Source organism: Bradyrhizobium sp. SZCCHNR1098, assembly GCF_032489375.1.
Taxonomy (GTDB): Bacteria; Pseudomonadota; Alphaproteobacteria; order Rhizobiales; family Xanthobacteraceae; genus Bradyrhizobium.
This window is the reverse complement of record NZ_JAUEXY010000003.1, coordinates 198,242-214,571: the sequence shown is the minus strand read 5'-3', so window position 1 is coordinate 214,571 and position 16,330 is coordinate 198,242. Positions and strand designations below refer to the sequence as shown.

The window sequence follows — 16,330 nt, the reverse complement described above, 5'->3', positions numbered from 1 at the left end:
CCGTGCGCGTCCAGGAGAGTATCATGAACGTGCATGTCAACACGTTGTCCAACGCTCACCTTCCCGACGCCGAGACGTCGGCATTCGCGCGCGATGCGGTCGCAGGCCTCGCGCAGCAGCCCAAGCAGCTGTCGCCGAAGTATTTCTATGACGCGGCGGGATCGGATCTGTTCGAGCAGATCACGCGGCTGCCGGAGTACTATCCGACCCGCACCGAGCTCGGCATTCTCAGGGATCGCGGCGCCGAGATCGCTGCGATCATTCCCGATGAGGCGGCCTTGGTCGAGTTCGGCGCCGGCGCCACCACCAAGGTGCGGCTGCTGCTGGAACGCTGCCGCTTTGCGGCCTATGTGCCGGTCGACATCTCCGGCGAGTTCCTGACCGCACAGGCCGACAGCCTGCGCCGCGACTTCCCGCAGCTCGCCGTGCACCCGGTCGTCGCCGACTTCACCACGGCGTTCAAACTGCCCGAGGCCATCGAAGGCAAGCCGAAGGTCGGCTTCTTTCCGGGATCGACGATCGGCAATTTCGAGCCGCACGAGGCCTGCCGCTTCCTGCGCTCGGCGCGCGAGATCTTAGGGACCGGCGCGCTGATGATCGTCGGTGTCGACCTGGAGAAGGACGAGCGCGTCCTGCATGCCGCCTACAACGACGCGGCCGGCGTGACCGCGCGCTTCAATCTCAATCTGCTGTTGCGGATGAACCGCGAGCTCGGCGGCAATTTCGACCTGTCCGCCTTCGTCCACCGGGCGATCTACAATCGCGAGCAGCACCGCATCGAGATGCATCTGGTGGCGCGGAAGCCGCAGACTATACGGCTGCTCGGCACCACCCTCTCGTTCCGCGCCGGTGAGAGCATCCACACCGAGAACAGCTACAAATACAGCATCGAGCGCTTCGGCGCGCTGGCCCGTGGTTCTGGCTGGAAAGTCCGGACCGTGTGGACGGATGCGGAGAAGATGTTCTCGGTTCAGGCGCTCGTCGCCGAGGCGTGAGGCTCTGGCTTCGATCGCAGCGACAGCGTCTCCCACAAGGCGACGATCGCCAGCAACGCGCTCGTCAGCGCCGAGAGCACGAGAGGCGACAGTTCGGTCGCGAACCAGCCGAGCCCGATCAGCGCCAGCAGTCCAGCGCCGTGCGACAACTGCAGGAAACCGCGGATGTTGAACTTGAAGAGGATGGTCCCGAGCAGAAACACGAACGGACCGCCGATCGTTGTCGCCGCCGTATTCAAGTCGGCATGCCCGAGCGGGTGCTTCAGGACGATCTCGTCCGACACGGCCGACACGATGATGCCGGCGACGATCGGCATGTGCAAGTAGGTGTAAGCCGAGCGCGCCATCAGCCCGGATTGCGCCGACTGCGAAATCACCTCCGATCCCGCCTCGGCGCCGCGGTTGAAATACACCGCCCACATCGCCACCGTGCCGATGAAGGCGCTGGCGAAGGCGGCAATGTTGGCTCCGGTCCAGTCGAGCTCGGCAAAGGTCGCGCCGGTGACGACGATTGATTCGCCGAGCGCGATGATGATGAACAGCGCACAGCGCTCCGCCATGTGGCCGCCTTCGACCATCCAGTCCTCCACGGTGGATGCACCCAGCCCGGGGACCCAGAAGCGGACGGCCGGCGACACATATTCCAGGGTGAGCGCCGCCCCCCACAACCCCATCCGCGCCGGGCCCTCGGCAAGGCCGCCGAGCAGCCAGAGCACGGCGGAGGCACTGAGCCAGGAGAGGATGCGGGCGGCGTTGCGGCGGACGGCAGATCGCTGCGGCGGCGTCGCGGTCAGCCAGAACGCGGTCCGGCCGACCTGCATGGCGGCGTAGGCCATCGCGAACCACAGGCCGCGGTCGTCGAACGCCCGCGGGATCGACATCGACAGCACGAGGCCCGCCAGCATCAGCGCGAACAAGAGACCTCGGACCAGCGCCTTCTCGGGATCGAGCCAGTTGGTGACCCAGGCGGTGTAGACCCACACCCACCAGACCGCGAGAAACAGGACAGCTGTCTGGGCGGCGCCGAGCGGCGAGAAATGGCCGATCAGATAGTGCGAGATCTGCGTCACCGCGTAGACGAAGACGAGATCGAAGAACAGCTCGACGAACGTGACCCGGCTGTGCCGGTTCGGCTCAATGACGCGAAACAGCGCACCACGCGGATCGTCCACCGCCATCTCCCCCGGATGCGTGCTGCGCGATCTGCAATGAACGGTCAGCGCTGCTCAGGCACGCCGGTCTGCAGCGCCAGAGCGTGCAGCACGTCACCCATCTGGCCGCGCAGCGATTGATAGACGAGCTGATGCTGCTGCACGCGGGATTTGCCGCGGAACGATTCCGAGATCACCGTCGCGGCGTAATGGTCGCCGTCGCCGGCGAGATCGCGAATCGTCACCTGGGCGTCAGGGATGGCAGACTTGATCATCTGCTCGATATCGTGGGCATCCATGGGCATCCCGGTGCATCTCCTTATGTCAGGCAGGCGCCGCATCCCGTGGACGATGTAGCCCGCAGGGCCCGCGGCTTGGCTGCACTCCCATCAGTGGCCCGCCGAGCACGGCGAATCAAGGCGTTCTCGCGGGACCGTGATGGTGAAATCTAGCGCGAACCGCTTTCGAGGTCACGCGCGGAACCACTATATACCGGGATCAAACGAGATACGTCGGACCGGGTGACGCACCCAAAAGGCTGAATCGTGAGGGCGACATGAAGCTTCCAGGACCGGATCACCCGATCACCATCACCCCCAATCCGAAACGTGTGCGGGTGATCGCCGACGGCGCCGTGATTGCCGACACCACCCGCGCGTTGACGCTGAAGGAAGCGAGCTACCCCGCGGTTCAATACGTGCCGCGGGCCGACGTCGACATGGCGGCCCTGCAGAAGACCGATCGTGTCACCCATTGTCCGTACAAGGGGAATGCGAGCTATTTCAGCGTCGTCGCCAACGGCAAGACATTGGACAATGCGATCTGGAGCTACGAGGCGCCCTTCCCGGCGATGACCGAGATCTCGGGCCACCTGGCGTTCTATCCGGACAAGGTGCGGATCGAGGAGATCGCAGTTGATTGAACTGCGGTGACAGCCCGCCGCGCGGCCGGCGCGAGGCCATACCGGCGCGGCGGTCGTTTCGGTCACTGACCTGATGGCGTGCTACACTCTGAAAATCGTAAGCCCCAGAATCAGGAGCACGAGGAAGATCACCAGGAAGATGTAGAACAGGATCCGCGCAATGTCGGCGGAAGCTGCCGAAATGCCGGTGAAGCCGAGAATACCGGCCACCACCGAGATCACGAAGAACAGCAACGCCCATTTGAGAAGTGTCACGGTATGGTCCTCCGGTTCTGCGCCGTGCCGGCGCGGCGCCTCACTAACGATGCCGCGGGGAACCGGTTCCTTCGGCCATCGATCCCGTCGCCGAGGAAATGCGCAACCCACGGCAGTCCCGCCCGTAACTTCGTAGGTCGTCGGTTCGTAAGGATATCGGGAGCGGAAATCGGCAGAGGGTGTGAGAAACCGGCTTGCGGACCGCGGCACTTGCTGATTTGCAGCACCAACGACAACATCTGGGGGTCTGGCGCCGTCATTCGCTCGCTTGCGGGCGTCTCCAGCGAATGACGATGCCAGACAGTCACACGATCTCATTGAATCATTCCGGCTCGCGCAGCCTTGGACGGCGTTTGCGTGACGCCCCGCGGCGAAGGGGATGCGAACGTCACATCCGCTGCACGGGCCGGGCAGCAGCGACGCTTGGGGGGCATATGGTCATATCGGTTACACAATCGGCGGCGGCCGCAAAGGTCGAGCTTCAGGCCCGCCCGCGCGCCCGGGCGCGCAACGCCGCGCTCGATCATGCCCGGACATTCCTGACGCTGGTGGTGCTGCTCCACCACGCCGTGATTCCCTATACCTATTTCGGGCACACCGATCCGACGTCCTTCCTCGGCTTCGATGCCATCGTGCTGGCCACCGACAGCTTCTTCATGGCCATGTTCTTCTTCCTGTCGGGCCTGTTCGTGTGGTCGGGCCTTGCTCACAAGTCGACGCTGCAATTCCTGCGCGACCGGCTGTTGCGTCTTGGCCTGCCCTTCGCCATCGCGGCCCTGACCGTCATTCCGTTTGCCTATTACGCGATCGAGCTGCGCGCCAATCCCGAAGCCAGCTTCGCTGCCTTCTGGTGGAAGACGGTCACGGTCGGTCCATGGCCGAGCGGGCCGATCTGGTTCATCTGGGTGCTGCTGGCGTTCGACACCTCGGCGGCCCTGCTGTACCGCGTCTCGCCGCGCCTGCTGGATCCGATCAACCGGCTGTCGCAGCGCGCCTTCGAGAATCCGGGCAACTTCTTCTTCGTCTTCCTGCTGATCACTGGCGTGCTCTACATCCCGTCCCGGCTCTATTTCGGCCCGACCTTCTGGTTCGAGGCCGGACCGCTCTCGGTGCAAGCCAGCCGCGTCTTGCTCTACGCTGCCTATTTCTACGTCGGGGCTGGTATCGGCTCGGCCAATTTCGAACGCGGCCTGCTGGCCGCAGACGGGCAGATGTCGCAGCGCGGACTCGGGGCCTGGATCGTGGTCACGCTCGTGCCCTATGCGCTGCTCTGGGTGCTGATCACGATCAAGCGCCAGGTGCTGGGCAATCCGCCCGTGTTGCCGCAGTGGTACGAGGCTGCCTACGGCTTCTTGTTCGTCATCTTCAGCGCCGCGATCCTGTTCGCGATCCTGTCCTACTTCCTCAACAACCGCCGCTCGGAATTCTCCGTGCTCGATCGCATGCAGGCCGATGCCTATGGCATGTTCCTGGTGCACTATCCGATCGTGCTGTGGATCCAGTACTGGCTGTTCGACCTCAATCTGCCGGCCATTGCCAAGGCCACGATCGCCTTCGTCAGCACCGTGCTCCTGAGCTGGGGTGCGACGTGGGTGCTGCGGCAGATTCGGGGCGCGAAGAACGTGTTGTAAGGACGATCCTGTCTCCTCCGTCATTGCGAGCAGCGAAGCGACGAAGCAATCCAGACTGCATCCGCCGATGGAATCCTGGATTGCTTCGCTCGCAATGACGCCGGGCAAGGCTGCGGCGCTCACGGCAAACTCCCCTGTCGTCCCTGCAAAAGCAGGGACCCAACCACAGGGCGTCGTTGTTGAAAGAGCTCAACGACCAGCGTGCGTGACAACCGCGGCCGCGGAGTCTGGGTCCCGGATCGGCGCCGCGACGGCGCCTTGCGCCGTCGTGGCTTGTCCGGGACGACAGGGGTGAGTTAGGCGGCCCCGCCCATGTAGCCGGGCAGCCAGCTCTCGAAGCGGGTCTTGAGCGCAGCGACCTCGACCGACGCCTCGCCAGCGATGGCAAGCGCTGTGCCGCCGGTGGTGCCGATGCGCGTGCACGACACGCCGGCGCCGCGCATCTTGGCGAGCACGCGGCCAGCCTCGGTCTCCGGCACCGTCACGAGATAGCGCGCCTGGTCCTCGCCGAACCAATACGCATGCGGCACGATCGACGCAGGCGCGGCCAGCAGCCGCGCGCCGATCCCGGAGGCCATCGCCATCTCGGCGAGCCCCACCAGCAGGCCGCCATCGGAGAGATCGTGTACGGCCGTCGCCGTGCCCGCATGGATCATGCCGCGGACGACATCGCCGATGCGCTTCTCGGCGGCGAGATCGACCGGCGGCGGGGCGCCCTCCTCGCGGCCGCAGATGTCGCGCAGGTAGACCGACTGGCCGAGCCAGCCATGGGTCTCGCCGATCAACAGGATCGCCTCGCCCTCGGCCTTGAACGCGATGCTCGCCGATTTGGTGAAATCATCGAGCAGGCCGACGCCGCCGATCGACGGCGTGGGCAGGATCGCGCGGCCATTGGTCTCGTTGTAGAGCGAGACGTTTCCGGAGACGACGGGGAAGTCGAGCGCGCGGCAGGCTTCCGAAATGCCTTTCAGACAGCCGACGAACTGCCCCATGATCTCGGGCCGCTCCGGGTTGCCGAAATTGAGATTGTCGGTGATGGCGAGCGGCCGGCCGCCGACCGCGGTGATGTTGCGCCAGGCCTCCGCGACGGCCTGCTTGCCACCCTCGAACGGGTCGGCCTCGCAATAGCGCGGCGTGACGTCGACGGTGAGCGCAAGCCCCTTCGGGCCATCCTGCACGCGCACCACTGCGGCATCGCCGCCGGGGCGCTGCACGGTGTTGCCGAGGATCACATGGTCGTACTGCTCCCAGATCCAGCGCTTGGAGCACAGATCGGGCGTTGCGACGAGCTTCTCCAACGCCGGGATGATGTCCATCGGCGACTTGACCTCGCGGGCGTGGATCACCGGCAGCGCCGATGAGGCCACATGCGGACGGTCGTACAGCGGCGCCTCGTCACCGAGCTCCTTGATCGGCAGGTCGGCCATGACGTCGCCGCCATGCTTCACCACGAACCGCTTGCTCGGCGTGGTGTAGCCGACCACCGCGAAATCGAGCCCCCATTTGCGGAAGATCGCTTCCGCCTCCTTCTCCTTCTCCGGCTTCAGCACCATGAGCATGCGCTCCTGGCTTTCGGAGAGCATCATCTCGTAGGCGCTCATGCCGATCTCACGGGTCGGCACGGCATCGAGATCGAGATCGACGCCGAGGTCGCCCTTGGCGCCCATCTCGACCGCCGAGCAGGTCAGGCCGGCCGCACCCATGTCCTGGATCGCGATCACGCAGTCCGCGGCCATGATCTCCAGGCACGCCTCCAGCAGCAGCTTCTCGGCGAAGGGATCGCCGACCTGCACCGTCGGGCGCTTCTCCTCCGAGGAATCGTCGAACTCGGCCGAGGCCATCGAGGCGCCATGAATGCCGTCGCGGCCGGTCTTGGAGCCGAGATAGACGATCGGCATGTTCACGCCGGAGGCCGCCGCATAGAAGATCTTGTCGGCGTCGGCGAGGCCGACCGCCATGGCGTTGACCAGGATGTTGCCGTCATAGCGGGTGTGGAAGCGGGTCTGGCCGCCGACCGTCGGAACGCCGAACGAGTTGCCATAGCCGCCGATACCGGCCACCACCCCGGACACCAGATGCCGGGTCTTGGGATGCTCCGGCGCGCCGAACGACAGCGCGTTCAGGCAGGCGATCGGGCGTGCGCCCATCGTGAACACGTCGCGCAGGATGCCGCCGACGCCGGTGGTCGCACCCTGGTACGGCTCGATGTAACTCGGGTGGTTGTGGCTCTCCATCTTGAATACGACGGCCTGGCCGTCGCCGATGTCGATCACGCCGGCATTCTCGCCGGGGCCCTGGATCACCCAGGGCGCCTTGGTCGGCAGTCCCCGCAGATGGATGCGCGACGACTTGTACGAGCAGTGCTCGTTCCACATCGCCGAGAAGATGCCGAGCTCGGTAAAGGTCGGCACCCGCCCGATCAGCTTCAGGATGCGCTCATATTCATCGGGCTTCAGCCCGTGGGCGGCGACGAGCTCGGGGGTGATCTGCGGTTCATTGCGCATGGAGAAATGCCTTTGCCCGTGGGCCGCTGGTCCCTTGAAGCCTGCTTCATAGAAAGATCGCCAGGGCGGGAAAAGGCCTTTTACGGCCCTATTCCGCCCTGTCCAGAGCTTTGGCCCGGACCGCCAGAAGGGATATTTGCAGATTGGCGACCAATCGGATTTAAGACGGTAAATCAACAGTTAAAGGCCCTGACACGTGCACGACCTGTCCCGTTCCGCCTTCGAGAACCGTCCTGGCATCCACATCGCGACCGACGGCGAGTTCGCCGGCTGGCGGACCTGGATGCGCGACAGCTACGAATCCCACACCGGGCCATTCTGGCACCGGATGGAGGACGATGGCTCGATCCGCTGCGCCTTCCGGGTCGAGAAGAAGCACCTCAACGGCGGCGGCAACGTCCATGGCGGCTGCCTGATGACCTTCGCCGACTACTGCCTGTTCGCCTTCGCCGCGCCGATCATGCAGGGCCCGGGTGTCACGGTGTCGTTCTCGTCCGAGTTCCTCGATGCCGCGCGTGAGGGCGAACTGATTGAGGCTACCGGCGAGGTCACCCGCGCCGGCGCCTCGCTGATCTTCCTGCGCGGCATGCTGCATTCCGGCCCGAGGCCGCTGTTCTCGTTCTCTGGGACCATCAAGCGGGTCAAGCGGCGGACGCCGGAGGCGGCGAACTCGCCGTAGCGGATGATGTCGTAGCCCGGATGAGCGCAGCGATATCCGGGGTCTCACGCGCGCTGTCCGTGAACCCGGATATCGCTGCACTCACCCGGGCTTCCGGCGTCACCCCGCGAGCTGCTTCTCGGCGAGGGCGATCCACTCGGCCTGCGCCTTGCGCACATGTCGTGGCGCGCGCTTCATCTGGATCAGCAGCTCGGTGAACACGACCTTGGCCTCATCGATCCGGCCGACCAGCTTGAGCAGCGTGCCGTAGCGGACCTTCGCCTCGCTGCCCGGCGCATAGTCCAGCAGCGCCTGGTACTCCTCGATTGCCTCGTCGGTGCGGCCGGCTTCCTGCAAAGCCCGCGCATAGAGCAGATGCGCCTCGGCCGAATTGTAGTCCGGCCAGGCCTTCTGCAGCTCGTCGAGCGTCGTCAGCGCATCCGCGGGGCGGCGGCGCGCGAACTGCGCCTTGGCCTTGCCGAGCGCGAACAGCGGCTCGTGGCCCATCGGCAGGCTCAGGATGTGATCGTAATGCTGCTCCGCCTCGTCATAGCGTCCGACGGCGACGCATTCCTCGGCCAGCGCCGCGCGGTTGGCGATCGTGTCCGTGATCGCGACACGATCGGACAACTCGCGGTAGTACTTCTCCGGGTCGAGCTTGTTGGCGACGCGCTTGCGCGCCTTCTGGACGTCGTGGCTGCCCAGCCATTCCGGCACCAGCTCGACCACGATGTAGGCGAGCGCGCCGATCAAGGGGACCAGCAAAATGATGAACGCCCAGGGCTGCATCCGCCCGGTACGCGAGGCGTGGTAGATCAGCGAGATCTGAAGAAGTATAATGACGAGTGCAACCGGCACGACGGTCCCCACGGCCAATCCCTACACGCCGACGTTGATAGCGTGGCCGAGCGCGGCCGACAATCCCGCATCCGCCGGCGCAATTGACGATGCCGGTTGGACGCATCGGGACAACGGCCGGTTCAAACAGCAGAGCAAGGCTTGTTCAATGGCCGTACGGAAGGCGGTCCTGTCGCGCAAAAAGGGCGGAAGCGCGTCGCGCTCCCGCCCTCGAGCCGCCGTCGTATCGCCGCGCCGTTATTGCTGCTGGTCGATGACCTGCACCACCTTCTGATCGCGGGGGTCAACCAGCACGACCTGCTCGCCGATCGCCAGATACTGGTAGTTGGCGAGTTCCGGATTGCTGCGCGCGAGCTCATCGGGCACGCGGCGCAGGCTCAGGCAGCTCGGTCCGGACGAGGTCGATGGCGATGTCGTCGAGCCCACCGTGCCCGTCTCGGTGGCGGCGCGGCGCAGGATCTGGCGCTGATCGTCCGACAGCACGATGCGGGTCGAGCTTACGCCGTAGCCACCGCGGTCATAGCCGAGATCGGCGCGCATGCCGTTTTGCGGGATCACGTCGACGATCTCGCGGCTGCGCGGATCGATGATGGCGATCTCGTCATGCACAACCGTATACTCGTAGCCGCGATATTGCGGAACGATGGTGACGATGTCCGACGGCAGCGGACGCGGCCGCACGCGCTCCGGCAGGCGCTCGCCGACATTGATGCGGATGTCGATATCGGTGCGGGCACGGTCGAAGTCGTGATCACGCTTGAGCTGGTCGACCACGCGGGTCTTCTGCTGCTCGTTGACCGAAACCTGCGTGCTCGAGCGGGTGCTGTTGGTCTGGGTCTGGTTGCTGGCCTGCCCGGTCGCATCCGGCTTGCCCGCGGTGGCGCCGGCCGGACCGGTCTGCTGGTTCTGCTGCGCGGTCGTGCTCTTGCTGTCCGTTGCGCCCGGCTGATTGGGCTGCCTGCTGCGGTCGGTCTGCTTGTCGGCCGCCTGGTCCGACGTGCCGGCCTTGCGCTCGTCCTGGCTCTGCCGGCTCTTGTCGATGCCGCTGCGATCGGCCTCGCGGTCGGACTTGCGGTCGGTTGCACCCGACTTGCTCTCGGCCGCGCGATCCTCGCCCTTGCGCGGTTCGTCGGCGCGTCCCTGCTGTTGCTTCGACTCGGCCTTGCCCTTGCTGTCAGACTGCTTGCTGTCAGCCTGGGACCTGGTCTCGGCGCTGTCCTTGGCATCGTGGTCGCGCTGCGCCGAGGCCGGCCCGCGCTCAGCCTTGCTGTCAGCGCCCTGCTTGGTCTCATGCGCCGAGCGCTCCGAGGCTCGCTCCTGCGCCTGCTCGCGCCCGGTCGAGGACGAAGGTTCGCTGCGGCGCAGATCCTGCGCGCTCTGCTTCGCATCGGACCCGGCGCGTTCCGCCGCGGCAGCGCCGCCGCCCTTCGACTCCGCGCCCGGACGGGCCGCCTCGCGCGGCGAGGCCGCCGCCGGGCCACCCTCGTGCTTCATTTCCGATTGCGCTGACGCGGCATTCGCACCCGCGCCGATCGCGAGAATGATGGCGGCAGTTCCCAGCCAATGTTTCGTCGTCATATAAGAACCTCCTTGGTTCATGCCCCATGGAATCGGGCGGACAACGCAAACAGCCGCCCGGTGTTGCCGGGCGGCGCGAGAAAAAAGCTACGGAACGATTTCGATGAACGGCCTTCAGGCCGCGCGATCGAGATGGGCGACGAGACCGGCAAACAGGCCGCGACCGTCGGTGCAGCCCATGATGTCCTCGACGTGATTCTCGGGATGCGGCATCATGCCAAGCACATTCCCGTTCTCGTTGACGATGCCGGCGATGGAATGCGCAGCACCGTTGATGTTGCTGATGTCGCCGACCTCGCCATCGGCCGAGCAGTAGCGATAGAGCACGCGGCCATCGCCATTGAGGCGCTTCAGGGTCTCCTCGTCGGCTGCATAGTTGCCCTCGCCATGGGCGACCGGCACGCGGATCACCTGGCCGGCATTGTAGCCGCGCGTGAACGGCGAGTCGGAGCGCTCGACCCGCAGATGCACGTCCTTGCAGATGAACTTGAGCTTGTCGTTGCGCATCAGCACGCCCGGCAGCAGGCCGGATTCGCACAGGATCTGGAAGCCGTTGCAGACGCCGAGCACAAGACCGCCTTTGGCGGCGTGGTCGCGCACCGCATCCATGACAGGTGCCCTGGCCGCGATCGCGCCACAGCGCAGATAGTCGCCATAGGAGAAGCCGCCGGGGACGACGACGAGATCGGTGCCCTTCGGCAGCGACGTCTCGGCGTGCCACACCATCGCCGGCTCATGGCCGGAGATCATGCGCAGCGCGCGCGCCATGTCGCGCTCGCGGTTGATGCCGGGGAAGACGAGAACGGCGGATTTCATGATCTTACGTGCTTGCTCGAGGATCGCTCCCTCGCGGCCACGCGAGAGTGTTTGAGTCTGACGAGAGCTCCAAATTCAACGCTCGCACACCGGCAAGGAGCTCATCGACCGAATGTTCGACAAGGACCAGATCACGCGAGATCTCCAGCAGTCGCTCGTAGATCTCGCGCTCGGTCACGGCCATTGCCCTATCCCAGCAGCTCCACCCGGTAATTCTCGATCACCGTGTTGGCGAGCAGCTTGTCGGCGGCCGCCCTCAGGGCGGCCTCCGCCTTGGCCTTGTCGGCGCCTTCGAGCTCGATGTCGAACACCTTGCCCTGGCGCACGCTCGCGACGCCGTCGACGCCGAGCGATTTGAGGGCGCCCTCGATCGCCTTGCCCTGCGGATCGAGGATGCCGGATTTCAGCGTCACCGTGACACGCGCTTTCACGTCTTGTTCCCTTTTAGCTCTTGACGAGAACCGGACCGGAGCCCACCGGACGCTCGTTCTCCATCAGGATGCCGAGCCGCTTGGCGACCTCGGTATAGGCCTCCAGAAGGCCGCCAAGATCGCGGCGGAAGCGGTCCTTGTCGAGCTTCTCGTTCGACTTGATGTCCCACAGCCGGCAGGAATCGGGGGAAATCTCGTCGGCGACGATGATCCGCATCATCTCGTTCTCGAACAGCCGGCCGCACTCCATCTTGAAGTCGACGAGGCGGATGCCGATGCCGAGGAAGAGCCCGGTCAGGAAGTCGTTGACGCGGATGGCGAGCGCCATGATGTCGTCGATCTCCTGGGGGGTCGCCCAGCCGAACGCGGTGATGTGCTCCTCCGACACCATGGGGTCGTTGAGCTGGTCGTTCTTGTAATAGAATTCGATGATCGAACGCGGCAGCTGGGTGCCTTCCTCGATGCCGAGGCGCTGCGACAGCGAGCCCGCCGCCACATTTCGAACGACGACCTCGAGCGGCACGATCTCGACCTCGCGAATCAACTGCTCGCGCATATTGAGCCGGCGGATGAAGTGAGTCGGTACCCCGATGTCGTTGAGGTGCTGAAACAGGTACTCCGAGATGCGGTTGTTGAGGACGCCCTTGCCTTCGATCACCTGGTGCTTCTTGGCATTGAAGGCGGTGGCGTCGTCCTTGAAGTGCTGGATCAGGGTGCCCGGCTCGGGGCCTTCGTACAGGACCTTGGCCTTGCCTTCATAAATGCGACGCCGACGGCTCATTGGGATGTACCGTGTTTTGTTGAAATCCATGAAATGGTGGGCTCCGGATGACTTTGGACAGGACCACGACGGAGCTGCCGCGAGGGCCCGGATGTTAAGGAAACAGAACGAGAACCGGGCCTGTGGGAAACCTATCTCATTGGTGTCCCGAGCACAATCGATCCGGGCCTCGGGAGCGGAGTTTTACCGCCCTTCCCTGCGGCCTCGTACCCGTTGTATTGGCAAGATGTTCCAATTATTTAGGCGTGCGGCCACCGCCCCGCAACCGCCTGCGCGGTTAACCCTCTTCGGCAACACTGGAAGTTCCGACCATGACCACGTTCGACAAGCGCGAGGACGCCTTCGAGAAGCAATTCGCCCATGACGAGGAATTGAAGTTCAAGGCAGAAGCCCGCCGCAACAAGCTGCTCGGCCTGTGGGCAGCCGAAAAGCTCGGCAAGTCCGGCGCTGACGCCGACGCCTACGCAAAGGAGGTCGTCGCGGCCGATTTCGAGGAAGCGGGCGATGCCGACGTGCTGCGCAAGGTGCTGGGCGACCTCACCGCCAAGGGCGCTTCCGTTACCGAGGCCGAGGTCCGCGCCAAGATGAGCGAGCTGCTGGCGACCGCGGTCGCCCAGATCAAGGCGGGATAGTGCGAGGCCAATAGCGGCTTGGGAGTAGCGAATGGGGATGTCCGTCCCCTCTTCGCTACTCGCCTGCTTTGACGTACACCCACGCGCGAGTGCCGGAGCGCAGCACCACATCTACCCGCTTGTAATCGGCCACCTCGTACTGGTCGGCTGCGTGCAGTTCGGCTGCCGTGATTTCAAACACCGTTCCGTCGACGGCATCGTCAGGATCGTCGCTCGGCACGACGATAGGGTGAAACTGCTCTCCACTGCTGGCGAGCACATCCGGGTCCGTGATCTCAATGAAGCTCTTTCTGAAGCCCGGCATCGAATCGGCACGCCCGACGAGACGTCGGCCGAAAGACTTCAATTGAACGCTTTCGAGCTGAAGCGTGCCATAGGAGAACAGGAACGTGGTCTGGATGACGCTCAAGCGCAGTCTCCGCGCGATCTGGCCAATCGCGGATAGACATATCTGACACCAGAGTGAATGGCGAGCAGCAAATAGGATGTCGTTCTATTCGCTACTCGCTATTCCCTGCTCGCTATTCCTCTTTAAATCCATATTCCGGCACGTTGCCGCTGGCGCCGTAATATTTGTACGGCAGGAACTTGCCCGACATCGTGATCTTGACGCGGTCGCCCTTGGCATTGGGCAGGCGCTCCATCACCATGTCGAAATCGATCGCCGACATGATGCCGTCGCCGAATTCCTCCTGGATCAGCTCCTTCCAGGCCGGGCCGTTGATCATCACGAGCTCGTAGAAGCGATAGATCAGCGGATCGGTCGGCGGCATCTGCACGCCCTCGCCGCGCATCGGCGTCTCGTTCAGCATCGCGATCTCGGACTTCGACAGGCCGAACAGCTCTCCCGCATTGGCGGCCTGCGGCTTGGTCAGCTTCATCTGGCCGAGGATGGCGCCGACGATCAGCACCTCGGAATAGCCGCCGATCGTCTCGCAGATGTACTTCCAGCTCCAGCCCTTCTCGCGCTTGATGTCGAGCAGCTTCTCGGTGAGGTCGGATCGCTTCATGCTTGGTCTCCCTTGAGAGTCTTCGTTGATGGGTTTCTTCCGGCTGGGCGTCAGCGGGCGATCGCCTGCGGCGCGTCGTTCTCGACCGGGTTGGACGCGACGATCGTCGGCTCGCTGCGCCCGATCTTCACCACCGGCACCTTGCGCGGGTCGTAATCGGGCGTCTCGGCGGTGAAGGTCTTGCTGCGGCTGACCAGGAAGTCGATGATGTGGTTGCGCAGCGCGTAGTACAGCGGATGGCGGTGCAGGTCGCCGCGCAGCCGGTCCTTCGGCAGCGGGTTCTCGACGATCTCCGCCAGCACCGCGCCCGGCCCGTTGGTCATCAGCACGATCTTGTCGGCGAGATAGATCGCCTCATCGACATCGTGGGTGATCATGAACACGGTCTGGCCGGTCTCGACGCAGATGCGCCGCACCTCGTCCTGCAGCGTGCCGCGCGTCAGCGCATCGAGCGCTGAGAACGGCTCGTCCATCAGCATGATCTTCGGCGTGATCGACAGCGCGCGGGCAATGCCGACGCGCTGCTTCATGCCGCCGGACAGCTCCGACGGCCGCTTGTGCTCCGAGCCGGCGAGGCCGACGAGCTCGATATATTTCAGCGCATGCGCCTTGACCTTGGCGCGGTCCCATTTGCGCCACTTCGACGAGACCGCATAGGCGACGTTGCCGAGCACCGTCCGCCACGGCAGCAGCGCGTGGCTCTGGAAGATGACGGCGCGGTCGAGGCTCGGCCCCTCGATCGCCTGGCCATCGACGATGACGGCGCCCTCGCTCGGCACGTCGAGGCCGGCAAGAACATTCAGCACCGTGGTCTTGCCGCAGCCGGAATGGCCGATCACGCAGACGAACTCGCCGCGCGCCATCGTGAGCCACAGGTTCTCGAAGATCGTCGTGCTCCGCGCCCCATCATAGCGCTTGGCGATCCCCTCGATGGAGATGAACTTGTCGGTCATAGGAAGGTCTTTCCGTTCCCTCCCCCCTTGTGGGGGAGGGTCAGGGAGGGGGGTTCCCCACAAAGACTCGTGCCTGGGGCACCCCCACCCCTAACCCCTCCCCGCAAGGGGGAGGGGAACGGAGTTGCGCACCTTGCAGCAGTTCGCCTGATCATGCCCTACTCCGGAAACGTCACGAGCCGCGACACGCGGGCCAGGATCTGATCCAGTACCATGCCGACGAGACCGATCAGCAGGATCGCGATGATCACGTTGGTGATCGACAGGTTGTTCCACTCGTTCCAGACGAAGTAGCCGATGCCGGTGCCGCCGACGAGCATCTCGGCGGCGACGATCACGAGCCAGGCGATGCCGATCGAGATCCGCATGCCCGTCAGGATCGTCGGCGCCGCCGCTGGCAGGATGACGGTGAAGGCGCGGCGGAAATTCCCGACCTCGAGGGTGCGGGCGACGTTGATCCACTCCTTGCGGACGCTGGCAACGCCGAACGCGGTGTTGATCAGCATCGGCCAAACCGAGCAGATGAAGATCACGAAGATCGCCGACAGGCTGGAATCCTTGATGGTGTAGAGCGCCAGCGGCATCCAGGCGAGCGGCGAGATCGGCTTGAGAATCTGGATGAACGGATCGAGCGCCTTGCTCATCAAGGGCGACATGCCGATCAGGAAGCCGAGCGGGATCGCGACCGCGACCGCGATCAGGTAGCCGAGCATGACCCGCCCGAGCGAGAAGGCGAGCTGGATGCCGAGCCCCTTGTCGTTCGGACCGTTGTCGTAGAACGGCCGCCGCAGATGCTCCCACAGCTTGGCGCCGACATCGAGCGGTCCGGGCATCGCCGACTTGCCTTGCGTCGCTGTCATGCCCATCAGCTTGGCGTATTCGGGGCTCATGTTGGCAGCCGTGCCCGTGCTGCGGGTGGCGATATGCCAGGCGCCGAGGAAGACGGCGAGCAGAAAGATCGAGACGACGGCGGCGCGCAGGCGGAGTGAGGCGGTCATGACGTCGCTCCACCCACGCTGTCGTCCCTGCGAACGCAGGGACCCATAACCACCGTCGGCAGTTGATGGAAACGATTGTCGCTACCGCCCCTGCCCCAAGACAGGTCACGGCGTATGGGTCCCCGCGTTCGCGGGGACGACACCGGTGGTGTGGTTG

The 16,330-nt window shown here is 64.8% G+C and carries 18 protein-coding genes; 5 read left to right on the top strand and 13 right to left on the bottom strand.

The window, feature by feature from the left end:
* The first annotated feature begins 23 nt into the window (after positions 1-23).
* Positions 24-995 (top strand): L-histidine N(alpha)-methyltransferase, encoded by a 972-nt coding sequence (gene egtD / locus QX135_RS09085; protein WP_316176605.1) that lies wholly within the window; start codon positions 24-26, stop codon positions 993-995.
* On the opposite strand, the gene QX135_RS09080 is transcribed toward egtD, so the two are convergent.
* Positions 971-2,173, bottom strand: a complete 1,203-nt coding sequence (locus QX135_RS09080) for a low temperature requirement protein A (protein ID WP_315774281.1) — start codon at positions 2,171-2,173, stop codon at positions 971-973. The two genes, egtD and QX135_RS09080, sit on opposite strands and share 25 nt — an antisense overlap.
* 38 nt (positions 2,174-2,211) lie before the next feature.
* Positions 2,212-2,451, bottom strand: coding sequence for a BolA family transcriptional regulator (locus QX135_RS09075; RefSeq protein WP_315737357.1), 240 nt, complete (start codon positions 2,449-2,451; stop codon positions 2,212-2,214).
* A gap of 251 nt (positions 2,452-2,702) precedes the next feature.
* On the opposite strand from QX135_RS09075, the gene QX135_RS09070 reads away from it, so the two are divergent.
* Positions 2,703-3,068: a DUF427 domain-containing protein gene (locus QX135_RS09070; RefSeq protein WP_316176606.1), complete on the top strand. Its 366-nt coding sequence runs from the start codon at positions 2,703-2,705 to the stop codon at positions 3,066-3,068.
* 81 nt (positions 3,069-3,149) lie between these two features.
* Here QX135_RS09070 and QX135_RS09065 read toward each other — a convergent pair whose 3' ends face one another.
* Positions 3,150-3,323, bottom strand: coding sequence for a DUF1328 domain-containing protein (locus QX135_RS09065; protein ID WP_009031962.1), 174 nt, complete (start codon positions 3,321-3,323; stop codon positions 3,150-3,152).
* Between the two features lie 434 nt (positions 3,324-3,757).
* On the opposite strand from QX135_RS09065, the gene QX135_RS09060 reads away from it, so the two are divergent.
* Complete coding sequence (locus QX135_RS09060) at positions 3,758-4,954, top strand: acyltransferase (protein WP_316176607.1); 1,197 nt, start codon at positions 3,758-3,760, stop codon at positions 4,952-4,954.
* A 296-nt stretch (positions 4,955-5,250) separates the two neighbouring features.
* On the opposite strand, the gene purL is transcribed toward QX135_RS09060, so the two are convergent.
* Positions 5,251-7,458: a phosphoribosylformylglycinamidine synthase subunit PurL gene (gene purL, locus QX135_RS09055; RefSeq protein ID WP_316176608.1), complete on the bottom strand. Its 2,208-nt coding sequence runs from the start codon at positions 7,456-7,458 to the stop codon at positions 5,251-5,253.
* A gap of 196 nt (positions 7,459-7,654) precedes the next feature.
* Between purL and QX135_RS09050 the strand changes: the two genes are divergently transcribed.
* Entirely contained in the window at positions 7,655-8,137 is a 483-nt protein-coding gene (locus QX135_RS09050; RefSeq protein ID WP_315759029.1) for a PaaI family thioesterase, read from the top strand.
* Between the two features lie 99 nt (positions 8,138-8,236).
* On the opposite strand, the gene QX135_RS09045 is transcribed toward QX135_RS09050, so the two are convergent.
* From QX135_RS09045 to purC, 5 genes are all read right to left on the bottom strand, one after another.
* Positions 8,237-8,974, bottom strand: coding sequence for a tetratricopeptide repeat protein (locus QX135_RS09045; RefSeq protein ID WP_316176609.1), 738 nt, complete (start codon positions 8,972-8,974; stop codon positions 8,237-8,239).
* Between the two features lie 237 nt (positions 8,975-9,211).
* Entirely contained in the window at positions 9,212-10,468 is a 1,257-nt protein-coding gene (locus QX135_RS09040) for a DUF1236 domain-containing protein (RefSeq protein WP_315798318.1), read from the bottom strand.
* Positions 10,469-10,666: 198 nt separating this feature from the next.
* Entirely contained in the window at positions 10,667-11,368 is a 702-nt protein-coding gene (gene purQ / locus QX135_RS09035; RefSeq protein ID WP_315779744.1) for a phosphoribosylformylglycinamidine synthase subunit PurQ, read from the bottom strand.
* Between the two features lie 188 nt (positions 11,369-11,556).
* Positions 11,557-11,799: a phosphoribosylformylglycinamidine synthase subunit PurS gene (gene purS, locus QX135_RS09030; RefSeq protein WP_315737351.1), complete on the bottom strand. Its 243-nt coding sequence runs from the start codon at positions 11,797-11,799 to the stop codon at positions 11,557-11,559.
* Positions 11,800-11,812: 13 nt separating this feature from the next.
* Positions 11,813-12,580: a phosphoribosylaminoimidazolesuccinocarboxamide synthase gene (gene purC / locus QX135_RS09025; RefSeq protein ID WP_208866972.1), complete on the bottom strand. Its 768-nt coding sequence runs from the start codon at positions 12,578-12,580 to the stop codon at positions 11,813-11,815.
* Positions 12,581-12,891: 311 nt separating this feature from the next.
* Between purC and QX135_RS09020 the strand changes: the two genes are divergently transcribed.
* The gene (locus QX135_RS09020; protein ID WP_315798246.1) at positions 12,892-13,212 is read left to right on the top strand and encodes a DUF1476 domain-containing protein; all 321 of its coding nucleotides are present in this window, start codon (positions 12,892-12,894) and stop codon (positions 13,210-13,212) included.
* Between the two features lie 55 nt (positions 13,213-13,267).
* Here the strand turns inward: QX135_RS09020 and QX135_RS09015 are convergent, their stop codons facing one another.
* From QX135_RS09015 to ntrB, 4 genes are all read right to left on the bottom strand, one after another.
* Positions 13,268-13,621, bottom strand: a complete 354-nt coding sequence (locus QX135_RS09015; RefSeq protein ID WP_315798245.1) for a gamma-glutamylcyclotransferase family protein — start codon at positions 13,619-13,621, stop codon at positions 13,268-13,270.
* A 112-nt stretch (positions 13,622-13,733) separates the two neighbouring features.
* Positions 13,734-14,222 carry a cyanase gene (gene cynS, locus QX135_RS09010; protein WP_315779742.1) on the bottom strand — a complete coding sequence of 163 codons (489 nt, stop codon included), beginning with the start codon at positions 14,220-14,222 and terminating at the stop codon, positions 13,734-13,736.
* A 50-nt stretch (positions 14,223-14,272) separates the two neighbouring features.
* Positions 14,273-15,175 carry an ABC transporter ATP-binding protein gene (locus QX135_RS09005; RefSeq protein ID WP_315759035.1) on the bottom strand — a complete coding sequence of 301 codons (903 nt, stop codon included), beginning with the start codon at positions 15,173-15,175 and terminating at the stop codon, positions 14,273-14,275.
* Positions 15,176-15,333: 158 nt separating this feature from the next.
* Complete coding sequence (ntrB, locus tag QX135_RS09000) at positions 15,334-16,173, bottom strand: nitrate ABC transporter permease (protein WP_315737347.1); 840 nt, start codon at positions 16,171-16,173, stop codon at positions 15,334-15,336.
* Between the last annotated feature and the right edge of the window lie 157 nt (positions 16,174-16,330).